Below are 22,780 nucleotides of genomic sequence, written 5' to 3'. Positions count from 1 at the left end.
CTCACTAATTATTATTATTCACTAATCGGGATAAAACGGAACCTTTGTGTAGTCTTAGCGTAATGACACGTATTTATGATATGATTATATGATGTGATAGCGCTGAAAGGGGAAGAACGATGATCTATTTTGATAATAGTGCGACGACGAAGCCATATCCAGAAGCTCTTCAATCGTACGTGACGGTTGCTGGGAAATATTTTGGTAATCCTTCTTCTATTCATTCGCTTGGAGGAGAGGCAGAGCGTCTATTAACACAATCAAGAACGATTGCAGCGCAGCTTCTTCACGTTAAACCTTCTGAAATTATTTTCACATCAGGTGGAACGGAAGGGAACAACCTTGCGATTAAAGGGATAGCGATGAGGAATCGTTCGCGCGGCAAACATATCATTACAACAAATATTGAACACGCGTCTGTGTTTGAGGCATATAAGCAATTAGAAGAACTCGGATTTGATGTAACATATTTACCGGTTAACGAGCATGGTGTTGTATCGGTAGAGGATGTAAAACGAGCACTTCGTGAAGATACGATTCTTGTATCAATTATTCATGTGAACAACGAAACTGGAGCAATTCAGCCCGTTGCTGAAATTGGAACGTTATTATCGAATCATCCGAAAATAAGATTCCATGTAGATCATGTACAAGGGATAGGAAAAGTACCGCTTGATTTATATGCTTCTCATATTGATCTTTGCTCAATATCTGGACATAAATTCCACAGTGTAAAAGGAACGGGTCTTCTATATGTACGCGATGGTGTAAGATTAGATCCGATTTTATCAGGTGGTCAACAAGAGCTTAAGTATCGCTCTGGTACAGAGAATTTACCTGGCATTGTAGCGATGGTGAAAGCACTTCGCATGACAATGGAACAAGTGAAAGAAAAGGTAGCTCATTTGCAAAGTTTACAAGCAGAGCTTGTCAGCTTCTTTAAAGAGATGGAAGATGTGACAATTAATACATCGCTTGCATATGCAGCACCGCACATTTTAAATGTATCATTTGTTGGTTTAAAACCAGAAGTAGTCGTTCATGCTTTAGAAGAGCACGGTGTATATGTATCGACGAAGTCTGCTTGTTCTTCAAAAGCAAATGAAGTGAGCAGAGTGTTAGTGTCGATGGGAGTGCCGCATGCAGCAGCTGCAAGTGCTATTCGTATTAGTTTGGCACCAGACAACACGATGGAAGAAGTAAAACAATTTGAAGGTATTGTAAAAGAGACGATGCCAAAATTATATGAAGTGATGAGGTAAAGAAATATGATGACATATGAATATATTTTAGTGCGTTACGGAGAAATGACGACAAAAGGTAAAAACCGTTCTAAATTTGTAAGCACATTAAAAGATAACGTGAAGTTCAAACTGAAAAAGTTCCCAAATATTAAAATTGATGCAACGCATGACCGTATGTACATCCAGTTAAATGGTGAAGATCATGAAGCAATCTCGGAAAGATTGAAAGACGTATTTGGTATTCATAAGTTTAACTTAGCGATGAAAGTACCATCAGAATTAGAAGATATTAAAAAAGGTGCATTAGCAGCTTTCTTACAAGTAAAAGATGATGTGAAAACATTTAAAATTACAGTGCACCGTTCTGATAAGCGCTTCCCAATGAAGACGATGGAGTTACTTCCAGAAATCGGTGGGCACATTTTAGAAAATACAGAGGATATCACAGTAGACGTCCATAATCCAGATGTGAATGTACGTGTAGAAATTCGCAGTGGTTACAGCTATATTATGTGTGGTGAGCATATGGGAGCTGGCGGTTTACCAGTTGGCGTTGGCGGAAAAGTAATGGTACTTCTTTCTGGTGGTATTGATAGCCCAGTAGCAGCGTACTTAACGATGAAACGCGGCGTATCTGTGGAAGCAGTTCACTTCCATAGCCCACCTTTCACAAGTGAGCGTGCAAAACAAAAAGTAATCGATTTAGCACAAGAGTTAACGAAATACTGTAAACGTGTAACGCTTCACCTTATTCCGTTTACAGAAGTGCAAAAAACGATTAATAAAGAAATCCCATCTAGCTATTCAATGACGGTTATGCGCCGTATGATGATGCGTATTACAGAACAGATTGCTGAGGAGCGTAATGCACTTGCAATCACAACTGGTGAAAGTCTTGGACAAGTGGCAAGCCAAACATTAGATAGCATGCATACGATTAACGAAGTAACAAACTACCCAGTTATTCGTCCGCTTATTACGATGGATAAATTAGAAATTATTAAAATTGCTGAAGAAATCGGCACGTATGATATTTCAATTCGTCCATACGAAGATTGCTGTACAGTATTCACACCAGCTAGCCCGGCGACGAAGCCGAAGCGTGAAAAAGCAAATCGATTTGAAGCGAAATACGATTTCACACCGTTAATCGAACAAGCTGTAGCGAACAAAGAAACAATGGTATTACAAACAGTTGAAGTAGTGGCGGAAGAAGAAAAATTCGAAGAACTTTTCTAAAACCATAAATTACCATATCTAAAATGTGTATGAAGTCATGTTATTTATCACACTCTATACTCACAAGGAGGTGATATAACATGGCACGTAGCACAAATAAATTAGCGGTTCCTGGTGCTGAATCAGCATTAGACCAAATGAAATACGAAATCGCTCAAGAGTTTGGTGTTCAACTTGGAGCGGATGCAACATCTCGCGCTAACGGTTCTGTTGGTGGCGAAATTACAAAACGTCTAGTTTCACTAGCTGAGCAACAATTAGGCGGTTTCCAAAAATAATCCCATATACGATGGCTTAGAAAGAGCGGGTTTTCCCGCTCTTTCTTTTTGTTGTTCAAATTAGTATAAATTCATTTCGACAAAAGCATAAAAAAATTGTCAAAAGAAGAGGGTTCAAAATTTACTGAAAATTCTTTATTATATAAGGGAGGCATAAAGAAAAAGGAGGATGTTTATGAAGAGAGAGGAATTGTTGGCACCACCATCTTATAATTTAGTTTCAGAAATAGAGAAATATACAGACGATAAAGAGAAGCTTGCTTTAATTTGGCAAGATGATAAAGGGAATAGACGAGAAGTTACATATTTTGAATTAATGCAAGGTGCAAATAAAATTGGAAACGCTTTTATAAAAAGTGGCTTACAAAAAGGGGACAAGCTCCTTATTATGATGCCGCGCTTAATTGAAGCGTACATGACGTATATCGCTGCGATTAAAGCAGGATTTGTTGTAATTCCGAGTTCGGAAATGTTGCGTAAAAAAGATATCGAATATCGAATTGGACATGGCGAAGTAAAAGCGATAGTAAGCTATGAGCCGTACATTGGACAGTTTGATGATATAGAAGCAATGGAATCTCTTCAAAAATTCGTCCTGAGCGAGCAGTCAGTAGACGGATGGATCAATTTAAAAACAGCATTAGAAACAGAAAGTGACATGTTAGAAATGGCGAAAACAGATAAAGAAGATATGGTCTTTTTATCTTACACGTCAGGGACGACAGGAAACCCGAAAGGTGTCGTTCATACGCACGCGTGGGCATACGCTCATTTACGTACAAGCGCCCCAAATTGGCTCGGAATTGAAGAGAATGATGTTGTATGGGCAACGGCTAGTCCAGGGTGGCAAAAGTGGATTTGGAGCCCGTTTTTAGCAACTCTCGGTTCAGGGGCAACAGGATTTGTATACAACGGTAAGTTTGAACCGAAAACGTATTTAAATTTATTAGGCGATAATAAGGTGAATGTGCTTTGTTGTACACCGACTGAGTATAGATTAATGGCAAAGGTAGAAGATTTAAGCGAGTACAATTTAGAGGCGTTACATAGCGCTGTATCCGCAGGTGAGCCGTTAAATAGAGAAGTCATTGGAACATTCCAAAAGCACTTTGATATTACAGTAAGAGACGGCTATGGGCAAACGGAAAATACACTACTTGTTGGTGTAATGAAAGGGATGGATATTAGACCAGGATCAATGGGGAAACCAACGCCAGGTAACCACGTCGATATCGTAAATGAGGAAGGTATTCCAGTTAAAGTAGGCGAAGTTGGTGATATTGCAGTTCACATTGAAACGCCAGCACTCTTTAAACAATATTATAAAGACGATGAACGTACAGCGATGCAATTCCGCGGTGATTATTATATTACAGGTGATAAAGCGAAGAAAGATGAAGACGGCTACTTCTGGTTTGAAGGGCGCGGTGATGATATCATTATTAGCTCTGGTTATACAATCGGGCCGTTTGAAGTAGAGGATGCGCTTGTAAAACATCCTTACGTAAGAGAATGTGCGGTTGTTGCAAGTCCTGATGAAATTCGCGGAAGTGTCGTGAAGGCGTTTATCGTATTAAGAGAGAATATAGAAAAGAACGAAGAAATATTAATTCCAACACTCCAACAACACGTCAAAGAACTCACTGCACCATATAAATACCCTCGCAAAATTGAATTTGTAGATGAACTACCAAAAACGATTTCTGGAAAAATTCGCCGTATTGAACTTAGAAAACAAGAGATGGAGATTCCGTCAAAATAATTTTGAAAACAGTGAAGTAAATAGTTGAATGAAATGCAAAACAATGATAATATAAAAACGAACACAAGTTCGATTTTATAAATTTAAAAAAGAGGTGTCCGTATGATTTTAGGTATTAATCCGTACTTAGTTTTAGATGGTAGTGGGCAAGAAGCTGTACAGTTTTATAAAGAGGCTTTAGATGCAAAAGTAGAAGTCATGCAAACTTTTGGTGACATGCCTGAAAATCCAGAATACCCGATTCCAGCTGAAGCGAAAGAGCGCGTTTTACACGCTACTTTAAAAGTTGGTAATACGGATCTTATGATTTCTGATACATTCCCAGGTCAAGGGCATGCAATCGGATCTCAAGTAACAATCGCAATTCAAATTAGTAATGCAGAAAAAGCAAAAGAAGTATTCGATAAGTTACAAGAAGGTGGAGAAGTTATCATGCCACTTCAAGAAACATTCTGGAGCCCAGCATACGGACAAGTAAAAGATAAATTTAATATTGAATGGCAAGTTACAACGTCTACTACTGAACAAAAGTAATTTTTAGAAAAGCACCATGTTTTGAAATGGTGCTTTTTTTTATACAATAAAAAATAAAGGAGATGGGATATATGGGAGAAATTTGGTATGGCGGTACCATTTACACAATGAGAGAAGAAAATGAAAAAGTGGACGCTGTTTACGTTGAAAACGGTACGATCGTTGATTTTGGAAGTAAAGAAGAGTTAGAAAACCAATATGCCGCGGTTACATTGCACGATTTAAAAGGCAAAACAATGATCCCAGGCCTCGTTGATAGCCATATGCATCTTATTGGGCATGGAGAGAGATTACTCCGTCTAGATTTATCAAATTGTACATCTTATGGTGAAGTGCTTACTCTTGTTCAGAAGCGAGTGAAAGAAGCTCCAAAGGGCTCTTGGATTATTGGAGAAGGATGGAATGAAAATAACTTTACAGATACGAAAGATGTTCACGCGCGTGATTTAGATGAAATTTCGAAAGAACACCCCATTTTATTAAAGCGAGTTTGTCGTCACGTTACATGGGTGAATTCATACATATTGCAAGAAGCGAACATAACAGAAGCGACGCAAAATCCAAAAGGCGGGAAAATCGGTAGGGATTCATCAAATAAGTTAACAGGACTTTTATATGAACAAGGACAAGAATTAATTAAACATGTTCAGCCTGAAATTGATGAAGCGTATTTACAAAGAGCTTTGCAAACAGCGATTAAAGATTGCTGGAAATACGGACTTGTAGGCGGGCATACGGAAGATTTAAATTACTACGGTGGTTTTAGAAAAACATATAATGCGTTTTCTCACGTTATAAAAGAAATGCCATTTAAAGCACATTTGCTCGTTCACCATGAAGTAGCACATGAACGAAAAGAATATGAAAATGAACATTATATTGAATTTGGGGCAATGAAAATTTTTTCTGACGGTTCTTTTGGAGGAAGAACAGCATTATTAAGTGAACCGTATGAAGATGCAAAGAAAACGAATGGGGTTGCAATTTTCACGCGTGAAGAACTTGCAGAATTAGTGAAGAAAGCACGAGACTTACATATGCCAGTTGCGATTCATACTATCGGTGACTTGTCGCTTGAATATGTTATTGATGCACTCGAATTATATCCACCAGCAGAAGGGTTACGTGACCGTATTATTCATTGTCAGCTTGCTCGTGAAGAGTTGATAGAAAGAATGAAAAACTTGCAAGCCATTATCGATATACAGCCAGTCTTTCTTTCATCAGATTTTCCATCAGTCATTGAAAAACTGGGAGAACACCGTCTTCGTTATGCGTATGCTTGGAAGACATTACTGGAAGCAGGACTACATTGTAATGGTGGTTCAGATGCTCCTATTGAACAAGTAAATCCGTTTCTAGGCATATATAGCGCTGTTACACGTAGAAGTTTTATTGACGGTGTATGCTATATGCCTGAGGAAAGATTAACGGTATATGAGGCTGTTTCTTTATTTACAACAGGAAGTGCCTATGCAATCGGAAAAGAAGCGAAACGAGGGCAAATTACAAAAGGATATGAAGCAGACTTTACAATATTAGACCGCAATATTTTTGAAATTGAGGCAGAAGAAATAAAAGAAGTACAAGCAGAAATGACTGTAATAGATGGCCGAGTTGTCTATAGAAAAGATGTGTAAAAATATATCAGCGATTTTCGGAATATATCGACTTACCGACAAAAACTGACAAGAATAACGGCCGGATAGTAAGAGATTATTGTTCGCGTCAATCGGGGTAAATAAATAACCGCAGAATTATGGAATTCCATAATTCTGCGGTTATTTTAATCCTATAAAAACGTTCTCTGTACTTTTTCCCAGAACGAATTATTTTTTAATTTAACTGTTTTAATTTGTTTATCGCTTAAGCGTACAACAGCTTTTTCCACTTGTTTAATGCTAAGCGCTTCGTTATCCATGCCAATAACAGGATAATCGTTACCGTCTGGTCTTAGTTTTAAAGTTAATGTACGTTCGTGATTTAAAATGAACGGTGAACCGAGCGTACGGTAAGTGTTGTTGTTTAAAGATGCTAGTTCGCTTACTTGGAAACATGGAATAAGTGGGTCAACAACTGCACCATGCAATGATTTATTGTAAGCAGTACTTCCTGTTGGGGTAGAAACTACTAAACCGTCTCCTCTAAATGTTTCGAAATATAAATCATCAACGTGAACATCTACAACGAATGTTTTAATAATGCTAGAACGTAATGAGAACTCATTTAAACAATGGAAAGATGTACTGTGATCTACATCTACCTGAATTGTTGGATATTTTCGCACTTCAATTTCATTTTTTGTAATTTCTTGAAGGGCTGTATCAACGTGATCAATGTGGAAATCGCAGTAGAACGAAGTTTCATCTTTCGTAGAAATCCCTGCGTATAAGCAATCTTCTCTAAAACCAGTTTTACGAACGGCTTGTAAGAAGGTTGCATCATCTCCAACACTGACGATAGCGTTTGCATTTTTTGGATGATCTAATATGGTAAATCCATTCTCTTCTAAAATACGATAGATTGGTTTCATTTTTTCAACGAGCGTTGCTTTGTCATCACCATAAAAGAAAAATAAATTGCGACGATCTGCCATTATGTATCCCTCCACTGCAGTTAAATTTTCTGTTTTTCGTGCTACATATCATTAGAGTCCGTTCCCTGATGATATGTTCAAATAATATATTTCGATACAAATTGTCAAAATACCTTTTTATTTTTAGAAAAATTTTTATATTCAATCTTATGGAACTCTGTTTAATGATGAATAAACTTGTCGATAATGGGTACGGAGTGAAAGGATGATACGTATGAAGTGGCTCGTAATTGGAATAATAATTCTTCTCCTTTTTATTTTGCTTATACTATTGTCGAAAATATCGCTTAAGGTGACATTTTTATATTCAGAAATGGAAAAGCAATGTTTATTTCAAGTGAAAATATGGATGATTCGATATACATTTGATGTATTGGAAAGAATTGAAAAACAGCAGAAAAAAACAGGACAGAAAATCGAAAAAGCTGAAGAGGACGGCGGACTAGATAATAAAATTATGGCGCAACTTGACAGTATTGGGGAACTGATAAAAAGGCTTCAAAAAGTTCATACTATCGTTAAAGATTTTCTCAAACGAGTGAAAATCAATGGTTGGAAATGGCATACGCAAATTGGAGCAGGCGACGCAGCTAGTACTGGAATTGTCACTGGATATGCATGGGGGACAAAAGGAATGGCTGCTGGAGTTGTCGGACAATATATGCATATTGTCGATGTACCAGAATTTGAAATTACTCCTGTTTTTCAAGGGAAAGGATTTGCATCGAGATGCGAGTTAACAGCATCTTTTCGTATATTTCGTACTATAAAAACAGCGGTGAAATTGCTCATATTTATGAGGCAGCAAAAATCTGGTATGACAGAAAAATCTGTTCAAGCATAGGGGGGATATAGAATGGACCATCCAATTCAAGGTTTAATGACAACCGCAATGCAGCATTTAAAACAAATGACTGATGTAAATACAATTGTTGGTGACCCAATTAAAGCGGCAGATGGAAGTGTAATTCTTACTGTTTCGAAAGTAAGTTTCGGATTTGCTGCTGGTGGAAGTGAATTTGGTAGGGTAGAACATTCAGGCCGTCATCCATTTGGCGGAGGAAGTGGAGGAGGAGTTTCTATTAATCCTGTTGCCTTTCTTGTTATAAATGGAGATGGTGTGAAAGTATTACATTTAGATAAGCAAACGCATGTCATCGATAAAATAATTGAATTAGCGCCACAAGCTGTTGATAAAGTGAAAGAAATGATGGATAAACGAAAAGAAGATGATCCTGAATTTCAAATTTAACGAATAAAGAAGCTAATCAATAGGTTAGCTTCTTTTATTTTTTTGTAAATAAAGCGATTTTATTTGCATTATCGATAGGGACAAACTATCATTTACATTGTACATATTTTGTTTAAATAAGGGAGGATTTTCAAGTGGCAAACGTAACTTTTAAAGGTAATCCAATGACTTTAGTTGGAACAGAAGTTAAAGTTGGCGATCAAGCGCCAAACTTCCAAGTATTAGCAAACGACTTATCTCCAGTAAGTTTAGAAACATACAAAGGCGAAGTAAAATTAATTAGTGTTGTACCTTCAATCGACACAGGTGTGTGTGATGCACAAACACGTCGTTTTAACCAAGATGCAGCAGGTATTGAAAACGCAAAAGTATTAACAATTAGCGCTGATTTACCATTCGCTCAAAAACGCTGGTGTGCAGCAAACGGTTTAGAAAATGTTGTAACACTTTCTGACCACCGTGACCTTTCATTCGGTGAAGCTTACGGCTTAGTAATGAAAGAACTTCGTTTACTTGCTCGTGCAGTATTCGTAGTAGATAGCAACGACAAAGTAGTTTACGTAGAATACGTAGGCGAAGGTACAAGCCATCCAAACTATGAAGCAGCATTAGAAGCAGCTAAATCTGCAAAGTAATGTGAAGGAAATGACCTCTTATAAAGAGGTCGTTTTTTCTCATATACCGCTGCGTCACGGTGCCGATATATGAGAAAAAACGTTATATCATATATAACTTGAGAGGGAGCTCTTTACAGGAGGTCGCTTTTTCTTTTTGGAAAAAATCACTTTGTGGTATGATATAAGTTATGTGTAAAAGAGAGAAGGAGGAATGTACGTGAGTCAGACAGTGGAAACATTATTTTCTATTTTTGATTCTTCTGCGGTAGTTTTACGTAAAGAATTAGATGTGACATATTTAGAGGCGCTTGTAGAAACAGGTGATAACTTGTTTGAGGGAGCGATTTTACAAGAGGAATTATCCGAATCAGCAATTGAAAGGCTGAATCGTGAATATAGTACGTTTAATGAAGAAACATATAAAGGTGAAGAAATTCGTAAAGCATTTCAGTTAGCCATCTTAAAAGGAATGAAAGAAGGCGTACAAGCGAATCATGAAATGACGCCTGATGCAGTTGGGATGTTCATGAGTTACTTATTCCATAAATTTATGCAAGGTCAAAACGAAATTACAGTTTTAGATCCTGCAATTGGAACAGGAAATTTAATGACTACAGTGTTTAATAGCGCCAAAGAAGGACTAACAATGAGTGGATTTGGTGTAGAAGTGGATGAAGTGCTAATTAAACTTGCTTTAGTAAATGCAAATTTACAAAAGCATGCAATCGAATTCTTCCATCAAGATGGACTAGCACCACTTTATATCGATCCAGTTGATGCAGTCGTTTCAGACTTACCGATTGGTTACTATCCAAACGAAATCGGTGCCAGTGAATATAAATTAAAAGCAGATGAAGGAATGTCGTATGCTCATCACTTATTTATTGAACAAAGTGTGAAACATACGAAAGAGGGCGGGTACTTATTCTTCTTAGTACCAAACTTTATTTTTGAAAGTGAACAGGCACCAAAATTACATGCATTTATTAAAGAAACATGCTTTATTCAAGGGTTATTACAGCTACCTGTTTCCATGTTTAAAAACGAGAAAAATGCAAAAAGTATATTTGTTCTCCAAAAGAAAGGCTCTAATGTAACAATGCCAAAACAGGCGTTATTAGTGGAGTTGCCTAAATTCTCTAACATGAAGGCGATGGAGAACATTATGGATCAATTAAATACTTGGTTTGCAACACATAAATAAAGCTGGGTATATGTAACAGAGTTAGTGATTCATGTAGTACAGTTTTATATAATATGTCATATTTTTAAATATATACTAGATTTAACTGAATTTTTTTGAAATCTGTAATATATATTTTTTCTTGGTGTTACAATTTTTTCACTTGAAATATATGTCGGACGATGTTTAAATTAAAATCGTGAGTATAAAATTTGCTAATGATGAAACGTTTTCATATTTAGTAAATTTGATTAGATAAAATCGAGCGGTTTGTGGAAACATCCACACAACTACCAAGAGAAAAAGGGGCGAAAGACTAGATGTCAAAAATCATCGCGATTAACGCAGGAAGCTCTTCCTTAAAATTCCAATTATTTGAAATGCCAAGTGAAACAGTATTAACAAAAGGTTTAGTAGAACGTATCGGTTTAGAAGATAGTATCTTCACTATTACTGTAGATGGCGAAAAACAAAAAGAAATTACAAACATTCCAGATCACGCAGTAGCAGTTAATATGCTTCTTAAAAAATTAACTGAAAACGGAATCGTTAAATCTCTAGATGAGATTGGCGGTATCGGTCACCGTGTTGTTCACGGCGGCGAAAAATTTGCTGACTCTGTTTTAATTACTGATGAAGTATTAGCTGATATCGAAGAATTAAGCGATTTAGCACCACTTCATAACCCAGCAAACGTTGTTGGTATTAAAGCATTCCAAGAAGTATTACCAAACGTACCAGCAGTAGCAGTATTCGATACAGCATTCCACCAAACAATGCCAGAATCTGCATTCCTATACAGCTTACCATATGAGTACTATGAAAAATTCGGCATCCGTAAATACGGTTTCCACGGAACTTCTCATAAATATGTAACTGAGCGTGCGGCTGAATTATTAGGTCGTCCAATTGAAAGCTTAAGCTTACTTTCTTGTCACTTAGGTAACGGTGCAAGTATCGCAGCAGTAGAAGGCGGTAAATCTATCGATACTTCTATGGGCTTCACTCCACTTGCTGGTGTAACAATGGGTACACGTTCTGGTAACCTTGACCCTGCGTTAATTCCATACATCATGGAAAAAACAGGCCAAACAGTAGAAGAAGTAGTTAACGTATTAAACAAGAAGAGTGGTATGTTAGGTCTTACTGGTTACTCTAGTGACCTACGTGACATCATTGCGAAAGAAGAAGAAGGCGACCACCGTGCGAAAGTAGCACTTGATGTATTCGTAAGCCGTATCCACAAATACATCGGTTCTTACACAGCTCGTATGAAAGGTGTAGACGCAATCATCTTCACAGCTGGTGTAGGTGAAAACAGTGCGATTATTCGTGAGCGTGTATTAGAAGGCCTTGAGTACATGGGCGTATACTTCGATGCAAAACGTAATAACGTATTCGGTGAAGAAGCATTCATCAGCTTCCCACACTCTCCAGTAAAAATTATCGTAATTCCAACTGACGAAGAAGTTATGATTGCTCGTGACGTACTACGTCTTGGAGATATTGGTTAATATATGAAAAAAAAGACGAGATCCTATAGGATTTCGTCTTTTTTCTTTTGGATGTATTTTAAAACTCCATCCGGATATAATATTTTTTCTTTCTGAATGAATGCCGTAATAGGAATCCATTTCGCATATGCTACTGTTTCCTCATCTTGTATATTTAATATTTTCATTTCATATAGTGACGTGTCTAATAAACGCAAAGAATATAGTTGAATAATTTCATGACCAATGTCTCCATCTAGATGAAAGACATTTTCTAAACAACCTAAATAATTGGTGATTTCCACTTCTGTATGAAGCTCTTCCCTAAATTCACGAATAACGGTATGTGCTGATTGTTCACCAAGTTCAATTGAACCACCAAGAGGTCGGTAAAATGTTTCATCGGCTGAATGATATTCTTGTACGAGAAGACGCCCGTGATGTATAGCAATGCCAAAAGCCTTTGCACGTGGATACATATACAATCACTCCTTATTTTTTTGTATAAGGAAGATTATAATATGTTTTGTAGTAAAGGTGTCATGTATTTAAGAATATGGTCTAATCGTAATTCCATCAAATAAGTCTTTCCAAAATGCTTCATTGTATTGGTATACATCCATAATAGGACATTTCATAACGCAAACACGTTGTAATCCCCAATCTTCTTGGGTGATAGTTGGTATATCGGCAGGAATTAGTAACAGGACAGAGAATGTATGTGTAACGATTTGAGATAAAATTTGTTCTAGGGAACATGCTTCTTCATATGTTCCTCCAGTTCGAATAAATAATATGGATTCTGCCGTTTCAATTGTAGCTAGAAAACGATTAATACGATGTTCATAATTTAACTTAATTTCTGTATAAGAAGGCCAAGAAGTTGGTGTGTTTACATCTGTTTTAAAGTCATGACAGGAGTCAATTTCATAAAGGTTGTCCCTTAATCTTAATTTTGCAACATCATCCCAAAATGAGATGAAGGATAAATTTTCGAAATTTAAAAAGCGGTCAAATCGATTTTGTAATAATACATTCACTTTTTCTAATGAGGGGCTTAGCATAAAATCAATAACGCCAAAAAATGGTGATAATTCTAATTGATATAATGCCCAAGCAGGCCAGCAGTTTTGTCCTAAGCTGAATACCGCATTATATTCTTTTTTTATATCGGATAGATTCATGTGATTTATCTCATCCTTTTTGTTAATATTTTATGCCATTCGAAAATGGTATGTGAATAAAGATAGACAAGCATATTTGCAAAGAATAAGCAGAAATATGTTACAATAGAAAAAAATCGAACGAGGTGGTTGTTACGATGCGATCGAAGCGAGAACAAGCCATTTTAGACAATATAAAAGAATGGGAAGCGCAATTAGTTGAGCAAGAAGCGACCGATTTTCAAAAAGTGTTTGATAAATGGTTACATACTACAGTTGCGAAATTACCTGAGAAAAAGCGAAAAGAATTCTTCACGAAAGCAGATGGATGGCTCTTTCATTTGCATGCATTTATTCAAAGTTCACAAGCACAGTTAGATGCACGTAATCGGATTTTAGGAACATCAAGATTATTTGATGAATCGATTGAACAGCTTGAAGATTTGAAAGCATTATCTATTGATCAATTAACATACATAGCAGAGCAGCAAACAGCACGTCATCGTCTATATTCATTTGTACAAGGCGGGGCAACAGGTGCTGGAGGTTTATTATTATTAACGGCGGATTTTCCGGTTATGATCGCATTAAATGTGAAGGCAGTCCAACTTATTGCAACATCATTTGGACATGATGTGAACAAGCCGTATGAAATGATGCTTGCGTTAAAGGTGTTTCATGCGTCATTACTACCAGGACGACTTCAGCAATACGCATGGTACAATTTATTGCAAGAGCTGGAGCAAGAAGATTCGTTCTTCTACGAAGGAGACGAAGCGGTGCTACAAACAGCTTCTACTGAGGTTGTGTTAAAACAAATTTTGAAGACATTTTCGATTTATGCTCTTCGTCGTAAATTATTCCAAGGTATACCGGTAATTGGAATGGCAATTGGATCTACAGTGAATTATCGTTTAACAAGAAACGTTACTGAATTTGCAAATAGATTTTATCAAGTGCGCCATATAGTCGAGAAAGAAAAAAGAGCATAAAAAAAGCGAGAGGCCGAAGCCTTTCGCTTTTTTAATTTGTTGCATGTTTTTTGGACATTGGAACAGATACTGGCTGCTTTTCTGCTGTTTTTTCTGTTTTTGGATAATAAATTAAATCCAATGTTTTTGCCTGTACGGCAATCGAAAGAATAGTAAAAGCAATTTCTGTCCAATTTAAATAATATAATGAAAGCGCAAGAACAATCGCGTCAAAGACGAAGAAAATTTGCCCAATTGTAAAACGAGTTCGTTTACTTAATACAATTGTTAAAATATCGTCTCCACCGGTTGCACCGCCAAATCGCAATATAAAACCGAGTCCAATACCAGCTAACGCACCGCCAACTACTGCAGCTATAAATAAGTTATTTGATAAATCTACCGTAAATGGAGAATAATTTTCCATAAAGGAATAAAATACTCCGAATGAAATTGAACCTAGGAATGAATAGCCAACCATTTTTCTACCTAAAAATGAAGCACACAGTAAAATAATTGGGATATCCATTAATACAGTTGAAATAGATGGTGAAATATCATAAAAGTTTTGAATGAATAGTGCAATTCCTACAAAGCCACCTTCTGTTAAGTGGTTTTGGAAGTGAATGTGATATAGCGCTGCTGCTAAAATAAATGAACCGATTAAAACCATAAAAATTTCTTTAATAATTTGCCGACTTTGGATGTTCCTCATCGTTATTCCTTCTTTCCGTAGTTAGTAGTCCTTTTTGTGTTGTAAACTAACTACGAGCTCACATGTAGCTTTCAGTTAGTTTACGAAAAAACTAACTACGCTATATGTCGCTGAAGAAATAACGAATAATCCTCTCGTCCATCAATTCTCCCTACCTTCGTTTTAGTTTAAGTCTTAAAACGACTAAACAAAACGTGGAGTAGGATTCTTCATTTAGCAATCCTGCTCTTCTTTGTTTTGTTTAGTTAGTAACAATTAAGTCCTAAACAAAACGCTATGTGTAAGAAGAGTCTTTTTTTTGCCAAATTATCCTTCGGGCAATCATAATTTCCCCACTCTCGTATTTTTTTCGCTAGACTAAAGTATCTGAGCTGAAAAATACGCTACGTGTATGATTCGTCAATACGATGCCACATGCTCCTTCGAGCGATCATGATATCAAAATCCCTTCCTTCAAGATTTATACTATTATATCATACTTTTAAAAAATGTATGCGGATGGAAACCGACAATAAACGGAGGGAATCTACAAAAAATGTTATGTTTAAATATTTTTGTAGAAAAGCCTAAGTTATTTCAGAGGATTGGACAGTTTATAACGGTTTGTCCAATAAGTAAGAAAAAAAGGTTTTATTCCGTTGTGTTCTTTTCATCACTTTTATCTTTAAAAAACGCATCCCAACTAATCACACTTAAAAAAGTTAAAGCGATAATAACGAAAGCACGCATAAGCTTTAAACCTCCTTTTTTACATAGTATATGAATCATTCGATTCAGAATGTGTCATTTTTTTACAAGTCTTAACTATTATGAGAGTATATTAATATAGATAGATGAAGGGGAGAGTGAAGGTATGCTAAAAGACATGTTCAAAAGAAAAGAATTAATATGCATTTCATGTCAGAAAAAAATTCAATATGAAGAAGAGCTTGTTGCTTTTGTAAAGTTGCCGGAAGAAAGAAGTATATTAGTTGGTCCATTCGATGTATGTTTGGCGAAAACAGCACAAGAAATATATTGTAAATCATGTTACGACAAAAAAGCATGACCCAAAGTAATTGAGGGGCATGCTTTTTTCATTGGTGTGCTTTCCCCTCAGATACATTTTGAGTGAGTCGATACCAAAGCCAAAGGTCATTAATGATGGAAGCGAGATCGGCAATTTCTGAATTCAATTTGCAAGAAATTTCGAAGTCTTCTTCGTTATTTAAATGATGCTGTTTTGCATTAATAGAGTGCTCGAGTTCTTTTATTCGATCAGGAATCTTTCCGCGAACTTGTTCCCATTTTAGTAAAATAGCATGCTGCATTTTTTCGGGGATATCTTCCCAATCTTCTTGTAAATGAGGAATTTCAATTCCTAGATGATCATCGTATAAGAAATACTTTTCCATAAGTTCACCCCCGTTGTCCTGCTTATATTGTACAGAAAAACAGAAAGAAGTTCGACGAAATTGTTTGAAAAAATTTGAAAATGACTCTTGATACATTTTGTGAAAGGTGGTAAAGTGTGAATTATTATAAAAGAAAATGAATATTTATTCTTTAGGGGGATGCAAAATGGAGAAGAAAAAAGTTGTATTAGCATATTCCGGAGGTCTTGATACTTCCGTTGCAATTAAATGGTTACAAGAGAAGAATTATGATATTATCGCGCTTTGTTTAGACTTAGGGGAAGGTAAAGACTTAGCATTTGTAAAAGAAAAGGCACTTTCAGTAGGTGCAATTAAATCATATATGATTGATGTTCAAGAAGAATTCGCGAATGAATATGCATTGATGGCGATGCAAGCACACACATTATACGAAGGGAAATACCCTCTTGTCTCTGCATTATCTCGTCCGCTTATTGCGAAGAAATTAGTAGAAATCGCAGAACAAGAAGGCGCAACTGCAGTTGCACACGGATGTACAGGGAAAGGAAATGACCAAGTTCGTTTTGAAGTTTCTATCCAAGCATTAAATCCTTACTTAGAAGTGATTGCGCCTGTACGTGAATGGAAATGGTCACGTGAAGAAGAAATTGCATATGCAAAAGAAAACGATGTACCAATTCCGATTAATTTAGATAGCCCGTTTTCAATCGATCAAAACTTATGGGGACGCAGCAACGAATGTGGAATTTTAGAAGATCCATGGGCAGCGCCGCCAGAAGATGCATATGAGATGACATTGGCATTAGAAGATACACCGAATAAACCAGAGTTTGTAGAAATCGGATTTGAAGCAGGAGTACCGACTACTTTAAATGGCACTGCATATTCACTTGCAGAATTAATTAAAACGTTAAATGCGCTTGCTGGAAAACACGGCGTTGGACGTATTGATCACGTAGAAAATCGTCTTGTCGGTATTAAATCTCGTGAAGTATACGAATGCCCAGCAGCAATGACGTTAATCACTGCGCATAAAGAGTTGGAAGATTTAACACACGTAAAAGAAGTAGCACATTTTAAACCAGTGATTGAACAGAAAATAACAGAACTTATTTATAATGGTTTATGGTTCTCGCCTTTAAAACAAGCGCTTCATGCATTTTTAAAAGAAACGCAAAAGAATGTAACAGGTACAGTGCGTGTGAAATTATTTAAAGGTCATGCGATTGTAGAAGGACGTAAATCTGAATACTCTTTATACGATGAAAAATTAGCAACATATACTGCTCAAGATGAATTTAATCATGATGCAGCAGTTGGATTCATTTCATTATTCGGTTTACCGACGAAAGTATACAGCCAAGTGAATCAAAAGAAGGTGGAAGCGTGAGCAAACTTTGGGGCGGACGTTTTACAGAAGAAGCGGAAGCATGGGTTGAAGAGTTCGGAGCATCCATCTCCTTCGATCAACAATTAGTAAATCAAGATATAAAAGGAAGTATTGCGCACGTAACGATGCTAGCAAAGCAAGGCATCGTTACGAAAGAAGAGGCAGAGAAAATAAAGATAGGTCTTCAATATTTATTAGAAGAAGCGAAACAAAATAAATTGCATTTTTCGGTTGAAGCTGAAGATATTCATTTAAATATTGAAAAGATGTTAATTGAAAAAATCGGTGAAGTAGGAGGGAAACTTCATACAGGCCGAAGTCGTAACGATCAAGTGGCGACAGATATGCATTTGTATTTAAAAGAAAAGGTAGAACATATTATAAAAGCTACAAAACAATTGCAAACTGTTCTTGTACATCAAGCAGAAAATAACATTGAGACAATTATGCCTGGCTATACGCATTTACAGCGTGCCCAGCCGATTTCATTTGCTCATCATATTCTTGCTTACTTTTGGATGTTAGAGCGTGATGTGAATCGTTATGAAGATTCATTAAAGCGTATTAATATCTCCCCATTAGGAGCAGGAGCGCTAGCTGGGACGACATTCCCGATCGACCGAGAATATAGTGCGGAACTTCTTAGGTTTAATGGAATCTATGAAAATAGTTTAGATGCAGTAAGTGATCGTGATTTCATACTGGAGTTTTTAAGTAACTCATCTATGCTTATGATGCACTTATCACGCTTTTGTGAAGAACTTATTTTATGGAGTAGCCAAGAGTTTCAATTTATTGAAATGAGCGATCAATACGCGACAGGAAGCAGCATTATGCCGCAAAAGAAAAATCCGGATATGGCGGAACTAATCCGTGGTAAAACAGGCAGAGTATACGGTAATTTATTCAGTTTACTTACAGTAATGAAAGGATTACCACTCGCTTACAATAAAGACTTACAAGAAGATAAAGAAGGAATGTTTGATACAGTCAAAACAGTAGAAGGATGCCTTCATATTATGGCGGGCATGCTTGAAACGATGACTGTAAACAAAGAAAAAATGGGGCAAGCTGTGACGCAAGATTTCTCCAACGCAACAGAAATTGCCGACTACTTAGCAAACAAAGGACTACCATTCCGTCAAGCTCATGAAATTGTTGGGAAGTTAGTGCTACATTGCACACAAAAAGGAATTTATTTATTAGATGTCCCGCTTGAAACATATCAAGAAATGAGCTCTTTATTTGAAGAAGATTTGTATGAAGTTCTTTCACCATATGCGGCTGTAAAGCGTCGTAACAGTGCTGGTGGGACAGGGTTTGAACAAATTAAAAACGCTTTGGAGAAGGCGAAGGGGTTAGTTGGAGAGTTTGTTAGAAGTTGATTGATTTTATAGGGAAGAAGGTACGCTAATCTTGATGGAGAGAAGCTTACCTTCTTTTTTTTATAGCCCAAAATTAATCATACTTATGTCGATCTTCTGTAATTCGAATATACTCAATATCCATCAAATCACGAAGCAATGCACCATTACTTAGTTCAACGCCATGTTTCTCTTTAAAATGAGTGCGAATCGTATCTAGCATTTCAATTTCTTTTCCGTTCACGTCTAAAATAATGCGTTCAGAATCATCCATATAGCATCCTCCTTTTTTACACATATATATTTTGTCCGTCTATTTCTAAAAAATGTATGTTAACGTAATGTTAGGAAATAAGAAAGGGATGAAAAATGAGACGTATTTATTTTATAGGGCTAATTTTGTACACGCTAATTGTATTGCATGTTGCATTCCCAAACGTATTTTCATTTGGAAATGTAGAAACAGTACATGTTGCGATATTTATCTTTTCTCTATTTGTAGTAGATTGCTTTATTTCTATATGGCTTTCGAAAAGAAAAGATATACAAGGTAAAAAAGAAATGGAACGGAAAAAGAGAAAACGTTCATTTTGGATGATGACGTACTGTTTGTCTTTAGTGCTTACTGCTGCTTTTTTTAGTGAGCATATTCCATTAGAAAGATTAAATATTGGATTTGGAGCGTTCGTATTCGCATACTATTTTTTTATGCACTTTCTTCCTTATATGAAAGAAAAGCGAGGAGAAGAGGAAGACCCACTTGTAGAAGAAGCGAGAGAACAAGAGCATAAGAGAATAGAAGGGGATATAAAGAAACTTGGAGAACAAAAATGGTATTTAAAATCAAAAATCATATATGTTCTTTGTTTCATTACGCCGCCAATTGGCTATTTGTACGTCTTCTTACTTCGTAAAAAAATGACAGAAGATGCAAAGCAAACGTATTTAACAGTTGCGACAATCATGATGGCATTATGGTCTTTGAAGTTTCTGCCGCCTTATGTATTGGCAATTACCGTTGTTGTCGTAGCATGTCTTGTGTTTATAGTGAAGTTTATAAAATGAAAACACGAAGTCTAATATGTAACACTGAATTTAAAATAGTTAAAAATATATAAGATATACTACACGACGACACATGTTGTTTAACAATGTAGTTTTAAAGTGTAGAAACACTTAGTTTGATACGCTTGTTTTTTATCACTACATTCATCAAAGTAACAATAAAGTCGTTTCTGTAATGATTTAAGAAAGGAATAACCTATTTAATAACTACATGCTACTGAATACAGTCTTTCATGTATTGTTATAAGAAGAAAAACAAGGGCCAGTGTTATTAAACTAACAGATAGATTAAAGTAAGAAATGTTATACTATAATTTGTTTAGTAATAATAGGAGGAATAATAATGGTTCAATCAATAGTTCATATCGCATTAGTAGTAAAAGACTACGATGAGGCAATAGAGTTTTATACAAAGAAACTAAATTTTACATTGGTCCAAGATATATATCAGCCAGAGCAAAATAAAAGATGGGTAGTGGTATCTCCTCCTGGTTCAGTCGGCACGACAATACTACTGGCTAGAGCATCTAAACCTGAGCAAGATTCTTTTATCGGTAACCAATCAGGCGGTAGAGTTTTTCTTTTCTTAAATACTGACGATTTTTGGAGAGATTATAATGAAATGATCTCAAGAGGAATAGAATTTGTGAGAGAACCGCAAGAGCAAGAATATGGAACAGTTGCAGTATTCAAAGATTTATACGGGAATTTATGGGATTTGTTACAATTAAAAGATGACCATCCAATCGCTCAAAGAATTAAGTAGAATACAGTTTAAAGTTTATTAAATAATCAATTGGAAAATGGGGATTTTGAAGTGTTCTTTGATTTTGTGGAGTGGATTGATATTTTAAAATCCATACAAGAGTAGAGAAAAACAGAGAAGATTTATTCCTATGAATAAAAATAAAGGCATGTCGTGAAAAAAGGAGTGGATTTCCCACCCCTTTTTTAGTTTATTATCATTGTTTAACAATATGTGTTTATTGTTCATTCGAGCCTCGAACTTAATTTTCCTTATCCTTCGGTAAAATATGTGGACTTGGTGTTTTATCTATAAATTAAAGATCACCTTGCTCCTCATCACCACGAACAACAAGGACATCGCATTTCGCATAGCGAATAATATGTTCAGAGACGCTACCGATTAGGAAGCGTTCAACAGCATTTAAACCAGTCGCACCACACATAATTAAATCTACTTTATGGTTTGGAGCGATTTCTTTTGAAATTTTAGATTTAGGATTACCAAATTCTAATACAGTTTCAATTTTTTCAAGACCAGCTTCAAGCGCAGTTTTTTTGTAGTCTTCTAATAAGTCTTCTGCAAATAGATTTGCACGTTCAGCAATTGCACGGCTATAAGCCTCTACTGCTGAGTATGCTTTTACATCAACGATATGAGCGATTGTTAATGTTGCATTGTTGCGCTTTGCGACTTGAATTGCTTTTTTAAAGGCTTTTTCTGCTTCTTTAGAACCATCCACCGCGATTAAAATATTTGTATATGTATTATTCATAGTCAATTCCTCCCAATCTGTTTTATAACTGTTTACAACTTAATTATAAAACAAATTTTGGTAACGTGCTTGCCAGAAACGTTACAGAATTTTGAAAACTCTGTTTCAATTCATTTTAGTTGTAATTGGAGCGAGAACTTGTTACATATGAAGTATAGCAATTTAAAAGGGGGCAGTTTTGTGAGACATGCGCTCATTACAGCCGGTACGAAAGGTTTAGGAAAGCAAGTAACAGAAAAGTTATTGGCTAAAGGCTATTCAGTAACAGTAACGTACCATAGCGATATCACGGCTATGGAAACGATGAAAGAAACATATAAAGATGTGGAAGAGCGTCTACAATTCGTGCAAGCAGATGTCACGAAGAAGGAAGATTTACATAAAATAGTAGAAGAAGCGATGAGCCGTTTTGGCAAAATTGACTTTTTAATTAATAATGCTGGTCCATATGTATTTGAACGAAAAAAGTTAGTTGATTATGAAGAAGATGAATGGAATGAAATGATTCAGGGAAATTTAACAGCGGTATTTCATTTATTAAAACTTGTTGTTCCGGTCATGAGAAAACAGAACTTTGGCCGTATTATTAATTACGGATTTCAAGGGGCGGATAGTGCACCGGGATGGATTTATCGTTCAGCTTTTGCAGCGGCGAAAGTAGGACTTGTTTCATTAACGAAAACAGTTGCTTATGAAGAAGCGGAGTATGGTATTACTGCGAACATGGTATGTCCTGGTGATATTATTGGCGATATGAAAGAGGCGACTATTCAAGAAGCACGTCAGCTAAAAGAGCATAACACACCGATTGGTAGATCTGGAACAGGTGAAGATATTGCAAGAACCATTTCGTTTTTATGTGAGGACGATTCCGATATGATTACCGGTACAATTATTGAAGTGACTGGTGCAGTGGATGTTATTCATAGACATCGATAGAATAAAATAAGATGAAGTTTCAAATAATTGGACAGTTTATCCATTGTGCTGAGAGGTGCGGATAATACTGTCTTTTAAT

25 protein-coding genes are annotated in these 22,780 nt (G+C 36.2%); 18 read left to right on the top strand and 7 right to left on the bottom strand.

What is annotated here, in order from left to right:
• The first annotated feature begins 119 nt into the window (after nucleotides 1–119).
• The 6 genes from ACUXVC_RS23355 (at nucleotide 120) to ACUXVC_RS23330 (ending at nucleotide 6,697) form a co-directional block, all read left to right on the top strand.
• Complete coding sequence (locus ACUXVC_RS23355) at nucleotides 120–1,262, top strand: cysteine desulfurase family protein (RefSeq protein ID WP_144465116.1); 1,143 nt, start codon at nucleotides 120–122, stop codon at nucleotides 1,260–1,262.
• A 6-nt stretch (nucleotides 1,263–1,268) separates the two neighbouring features.
• Nucleotides 1,269–2,483: a tRNA uracil 4-sulfurtransferase ThiI gene (thiI, locus tag ACUXVC_RS23350; protein WP_000989275.1), complete on the top strand. Its 1,215-nt coding sequence runs from the start codon at nucleotides 1,269–1,271 to the stop codon at nucleotides 2,481–2,483.
• A gap of 80 nt (nucleotides 2,484–2,563) precedes the next feature.
• Nucleotides 2,564–2,761, top strand: coding sequence for an alpha/beta-type small acid-soluble spore protein (locus tag ACUXVC_RS23345; RefSeq protein WP_000124490.1), 198 nt, complete (start codon nucleotides 2,564–2,566; stop codon nucleotides 2,759–2,761).
• Between the two features lie 175 nt (nucleotides 2,762–2,936).
• Nucleotides 2,937–4,523 (top strand): acyl-CoA synthetase MbcS, encoded by a 1,587-nt coding sequence (mbcS, locus tag ACUXVC_RS23340; RefSeq protein WP_063548764.1) that lies wholly within the window; start codon nucleotides 2,937–2,939, stop codon nucleotides 4,521–4,523.
• A 102-nt stretch (nucleotides 4,524–4,625) separates the two neighbouring features.
• Nucleotides 4,626–5,057 (top strand): VOC family protein, encoded by a 432-nt coding sequence (locus ACUXVC_RS23335; protein WP_000600350.1) that lies wholly within the window; start codon nucleotides 4,626–4,628, stop codon nucleotides 5,055–5,057.
• Between the two features lie 71 nt (nucleotides 5,058–5,128).
• Entirely contained in the window at nucleotides 5,129–6,697 is a 1,569-nt protein-coding gene (locus tag ACUXVC_RS23330; RefSeq protein WP_144465115.1) for an amidohydrolase, read from the top strand.
• A 152-nt stretch (nucleotides 6,698–6,849) separates the two neighbouring features.
• Here ACUXVC_RS23330 and ACUXVC_RS23325 read toward each other — a convergent pair whose 3' ends face one another.
• On the bottom strand, nucleotides 6,850–7,653 hold the full coding sequence (locus ACUXVC_RS23325; RefSeq protein WP_000785186.1) for an NAD kinase: 804 nt from the start codon (nucleotides 7,651–7,653) through the stop codon (nucleotides 6,850–6,852).
• Between the two features lie 205 nt (nucleotides 7,654–7,858).
• On the opposite strand from ACUXVC_RS23325, the gene ACUXVC_RS23320 reads away from it, so the two are divergent.
• From ACUXVC_RS23320 to ackA, 5 genes are all read left to right on the top strand, one after another.
• On the top strand, nucleotides 7,859–8,497 hold the full coding sequence (locus tag ACUXVC_RS23320) for a DUF2953 domain-containing protein (protein ID WP_002094156.1): 639 nt from the start codon (nucleotides 7,859–7,861) through the stop codon (nucleotides 8,495–8,497).
• A 12-nt stretch (nucleotides 8,498–8,509) separates the two neighbouring features.
• Nucleotides 8,510–8,905, top strand: coding sequence for a GerW family sporulation protein (gene ytfJ, locus ACUXVC_RS23315; protein ID WP_000350007.1), 396 nt, complete (start codon nucleotides 8,510–8,512; stop codon nucleotides 8,903–8,905).
• Between the two features lie 134 nt (nucleotides 8,906–9,039).
• Entirely contained in the window at nucleotides 9,040–9,540 is a 501-nt protein-coding gene (gene tpx, locus ACUXVC_RS23310; RefSeq protein WP_000024527.1) for a thiol peroxidase, read from the top strand.
• Nucleotides 9,541–9,739: 199 nt separating this feature from the next.
• Nucleotides 9,740–10,726, top strand: coding sequence for a class I SAM-dependent methyltransferase (locus tag ACUXVC_RS23305; RefSeq protein ID WP_016512246.1), 987 nt, complete (start codon nucleotides 9,740–9,742; stop codon nucleotides 10,724–10,726).
• Nucleotides 10,727–11,025: 299 nt separating this feature from the next.
• The gene (gene ackA, locus ACUXVC_RS23300; protein ID WP_000034575.1) at nucleotides 11,026–12,219 is read left to right on the top strand and encodes an acetate kinase; all 1,194 of its coding nucleotides are present in this window, start codon (nucleotides 11,026–11,028) and stop codon (nucleotides 12,217–12,219) included.
• Nucleotides 12,220–12,242: 23 nt separating this feature from the next.
• Here the strand turns inward: ackA and ACUXVC_RS23295 are convergent, their stop codons facing one another.
• On the bottom strand, nucleotides 12,243–12,677 hold the full coding sequence (locus ACUXVC_RS23295) for an NUDIX hydrolase (RefSeq protein ID WP_000283468.1): 435 nt from the start codon (nucleotides 12,675–12,677) through the stop codon (nucleotides 12,243–12,245).
• 69 nt (nucleotides 12,678–12,746) lie between these two features.
• Nucleotides 12,747–13,382, bottom strand: coding sequence for a DUF1796 family putative cysteine peptidase (locus ACUXVC_RS23290; RefSeq protein WP_144465114.1), 636 nt, complete (start codon nucleotides 13,380–13,382; stop codon nucleotides 12,747–12,749).
• 137 nt (nucleotides 13,383–13,519) lie between these two features.
• On the opposite strand from ACUXVC_RS23290, the gene ACUXVC_RS23285 reads away from it, so the two are divergent.
• Nucleotides 13,520–14,353, top strand: coding sequence for an EcsC family protein (locus tag ACUXVC_RS23285; RefSeq protein WP_001256853.1), 834 nt, complete (start codon nucleotides 13,520–13,522; stop codon nucleotides 14,351–14,353).
• Between the two features lie 31 nt (nucleotides 14,354–14,384).
• Here ACUXVC_RS23285 and ACUXVC_RS23280 read toward each other — a convergent pair whose 3' ends face one another.
• Nucleotides 14,385–15,047: a YitT family protein gene (locus ACUXVC_RS23280; protein ID WP_001244515.1), complete on the bottom strand. Its 663-nt coding sequence runs from the start codon at nucleotides 15,045–15,047 to the stop codon at nucleotides 14,385–14,387.
• Nucleotides 15,048–15,900: 853 nt separating this feature from the next.
• Between ACUXVC_RS23280 and ACUXVC_RS23275 the strand changes: the two genes are divergently transcribed.
• The gene (locus ACUXVC_RS23275) at nucleotides 15,901–16,095 is read left to right on the top strand and encodes a hypothetical protein (protein WP_000910272.1); all 195 of its coding nucleotides are present in this window, start codon (nucleotides 15,901–15,903) and stop codon (nucleotides 16,093–16,095) included.
• 28 nt (nucleotides 16,096–16,123) lie between these two features.
• Here the strand turns inward: ACUXVC_RS23275 and ACUXVC_RS23270 are convergent, their stop codons facing one another.
• On the bottom strand, nucleotides 16,124–16,441 hold the full coding sequence (locus tag ACUXVC_RS23270; RefSeq protein ID WP_063245305.1) for a hypothetical protein: 318 nt from the start codon (nucleotides 16,439–16,441) through the stop codon (nucleotides 16,124–16,126).
• A 166-nt stretch (nucleotides 16,442–16,607) separates the two neighbouring features.
• Between ACUXVC_RS23270 and ACUXVC_RS23265 the strand changes: the two genes are divergently transcribed.
• The gene (locus tag ACUXVC_RS23265; protein WP_144465113.1) at nucleotides 16,608–17,813 is read left to right on the top strand and encodes an argininosuccinate synthase; all 1,206 of its coding nucleotides are present in this window, start codon (nucleotides 16,608–16,610) and stop codon (nucleotides 17,811–17,813) included.
• Nucleotides 17,810–19,198, top strand: a complete 1,389-nt coding sequence (gene argH, locus ACUXVC_RS23260) for an argininosuccinate lyase (protein WP_089171836.1) — start codon at nucleotides 17,810–17,812, stop codon at nucleotides 19,196–19,198. Before ACUXVC_RS23265 ends, argH begins: the two co-directional genes overlap by 4 nt.
• 73 nt (nucleotides 19,199–19,271) lie before the next feature.
• Here argH and ACUXVC_RS23255 read toward each other — a convergent pair whose 3' ends face one another.
• Nucleotides 19,272–19,451 (bottom strand): hypothetical protein, encoded by a 180-nt coding sequence (locus tag ACUXVC_RS23255; protein ID WP_000342760.1) that lies wholly within the window; start codon nucleotides 19,449–19,451, stop codon nucleotides 19,272–19,274.
• A 95-nt stretch (nucleotides 19,452–19,546) separates the two neighbouring features.
• Here ACUXVC_RS23255 and ACUXVC_RS23250 point away from each other — a divergent pair, with 95 nt between their 5' ends.
• Nucleotides 19,547–20,242 (top strand): hypothetical protein, encoded by a 696-nt coding sequence (locus ACUXVC_RS23250; protein ID WP_071731418.1) that lies wholly within the window; start codon nucleotides 19,547–19,549, stop codon nucleotides 20,240–20,242.
• A gap of 343 nt (nucleotides 20,243–20,585) precedes the next feature.
• Nucleotides 20,586–21,008 (top strand): VOC family protein, encoded by a 423-nt coding sequence (locus tag ACUXVC_RS23245; protein ID WP_000250791.1) that lies wholly within the window; start codon nucleotides 20,586–20,588, stop codon nucleotides 21,006–21,008.
• Nucleotides 21,009–21,303: 295 nt separating this feature from the next.
• Here ACUXVC_RS23245 and ACUXVC_RS23240 read toward each other — a convergent pair whose 3' ends face one another.
• Nucleotides 21,304–21,762: a universal stress protein gene (locus ACUXVC_RS23240; protein WP_001066672.1), complete on the bottom strand. Its 459-nt coding sequence runs from the start codon at nucleotides 21,760–21,762 to the stop codon at nucleotides 21,304–21,306.
• Between the two features lie 147 nt (nucleotides 21,763–21,909).
• On the opposite strand from ACUXVC_RS23240, the gene ACUXVC_RS23235 reads away from it, so the two are divergent.
• On the top strand, nucleotides 21,910–22,701 hold the full coding sequence (locus ACUXVC_RS23235) for an SDR family oxidoreductase (RefSeq protein ID WP_002024902.1): 792 nt from the start codon (nucleotides 21,910–21,912) through the stop codon (nucleotides 22,699–22,701).
• The last annotated feature ends 79 nt before the right edge of the window (nucleotides 22,702–22,780 follow it).

This window comes from Bacillus sp. N6 (assembly GCF_052805735.1).
This window is presented reverse-complemented; position numbering and strand designations above follow the sequence as displayed.

Coding starts and splice junctions, on each gene's coding strand:
- ACUXVC_RS23355 (WP_144465116.1), top strand. CDS start 120: ATGATCTATTTTGATAATAGTGCGACGACGAAGCCATATCCAGAAGCT.
- thiI (WP_000989275.1), top strand. CDS start 1,269: ATGATGACATATGAATATATTTTAGTGCGTTACGGAGAAATGACGACA.
- ACUXVC_RS23345 (WP_000124490.1), top strand. CDS start 2,564: ATGGCACGTAGCACAAATAAATTAGCGGTTCCTGGTGCTGAATCAGCA.
- mbcS (WP_063548764.1), top strand. CDS start 2,937: ATGAAGAGAGAGGAATTGTTGGCACCACCATCTTATAATTTAGTTTCA.
- ACUXVC_RS23335 (WP_000600350.1), top strand. CDS start 4,626: ATGATTTTAGGTATTAATCCGTACTTAGTTTTAGATGGTAGTGGGCAA.
- ACUXVC_RS23330 (WP_144465115.1), top strand. CDS start 5,129: ATGGGAGAAATTTGGTATGGCGGTACCATTTACACAATGAGAGAAGAA.
- ACUXVC_RS23325 (WP_000785186.1), bottom strand. CDS start 7,653: ATGGCAGATCGTCGCAATTTATTTTTCTTTTATGGTGATGACAAAGCA.
- ACUXVC_RS23320 (WP_002094156.1), top strand. CDS start 7,859: ATGATACGTATGAAGTGGCTCGTAATTGGAATAATAATTCTTCTCCTT.
- ytfJ (WP_000350007.1), top strand. CDS start 8,510: ATGGACCATCCAATTCAAGGTTTAATGACAACCGCAATGCAGCATTTA.
- ackA (WP_000034575.1), top strand. CDS start 11,026: ATGTCAAAAATCATCGCGATTAACGCAGGAAGCTCTTCCTTAAAATTC.
- ACUXVC_RS23295 (WP_000283468.1), bottom strand. CDS start 12,677: ATGTATCCACGTGCAAAGGCTTTTGGCATTGCTATACATCACGGGCGT.
- ACUXVC_RS23290 (WP_144465114.1), bottom strand. CDS start 13,382: ATGAATCTATCCGATATAAAAAAAGAATATAATGCGGTATTCAGCTTA.
- ACUXVC_RS23285 (WP_001256853.1), top strand. CDS start 13,520: ATGCGATCGAAGCGAGAACAAGCCATTTTAGACAATATAAAAGAATGG.
- ACUXVC_RS23280 (WP_001244515.1), bottom strand. CDS start 15,047: ATGAGGAACATCCAAAGTCGGCAAATTATTAAAGAAATTTTTATGGTT.
- ACUXVC_RS23275 (WP_000910272.1), top strand. CDS start 15,901: ATGCTAAAAGACATGTTCAAAAGAAAAGAATTAATATGCATTTCATGT.
- ACUXVC_RS23270 (WP_063245305.1), bottom strand. CDS start 16,441: ATGGAAAAGTATTTCTTATACGATGATCATCTAGGAATTGAAATTCCT.
- ACUXVC_RS23265 (WP_144465113.1), top strand. CDS start 16,608: ATGGAGAAGAAAAAAGTTGTATTAGCATATTCCGGAGGTCTTGATACT.
- ACUXVC_RS23255 (WP_000342760.1), bottom strand. CDS start 19,451: ATGGATGATTCTGAACGCATTATTTTAGACGTGAACGGAAAAGAAATT.
- ACUXVC_RS23250 (WP_071731418.1), top strand. CDS start 19,547: ATGAGACGTATTTATTTTATAGGGCTAATTTTGTACACGCTAATTGTA.
- ACUXVC_RS23245 (WP_000250791.1), top strand. CDS start 20,586: ATGGTTCAATCAATAGTTCATATCGCATTAGTAGTAAAAGACTACGAT.
- ACUXVC_RS23240 (WP_001066672.1), bottom strand. CDS start 21,762: ATGAATAATACATATACAAATATTTTAATCGCGGTGGATGGTTCTAAA.
- ACUXVC_RS23235 (WP_002024902.1), top strand. CDS start 21,910: ATGAAGTATAGCAATTTAAAAGGGGGCAGTTTTGTGAGACATGCGCTC.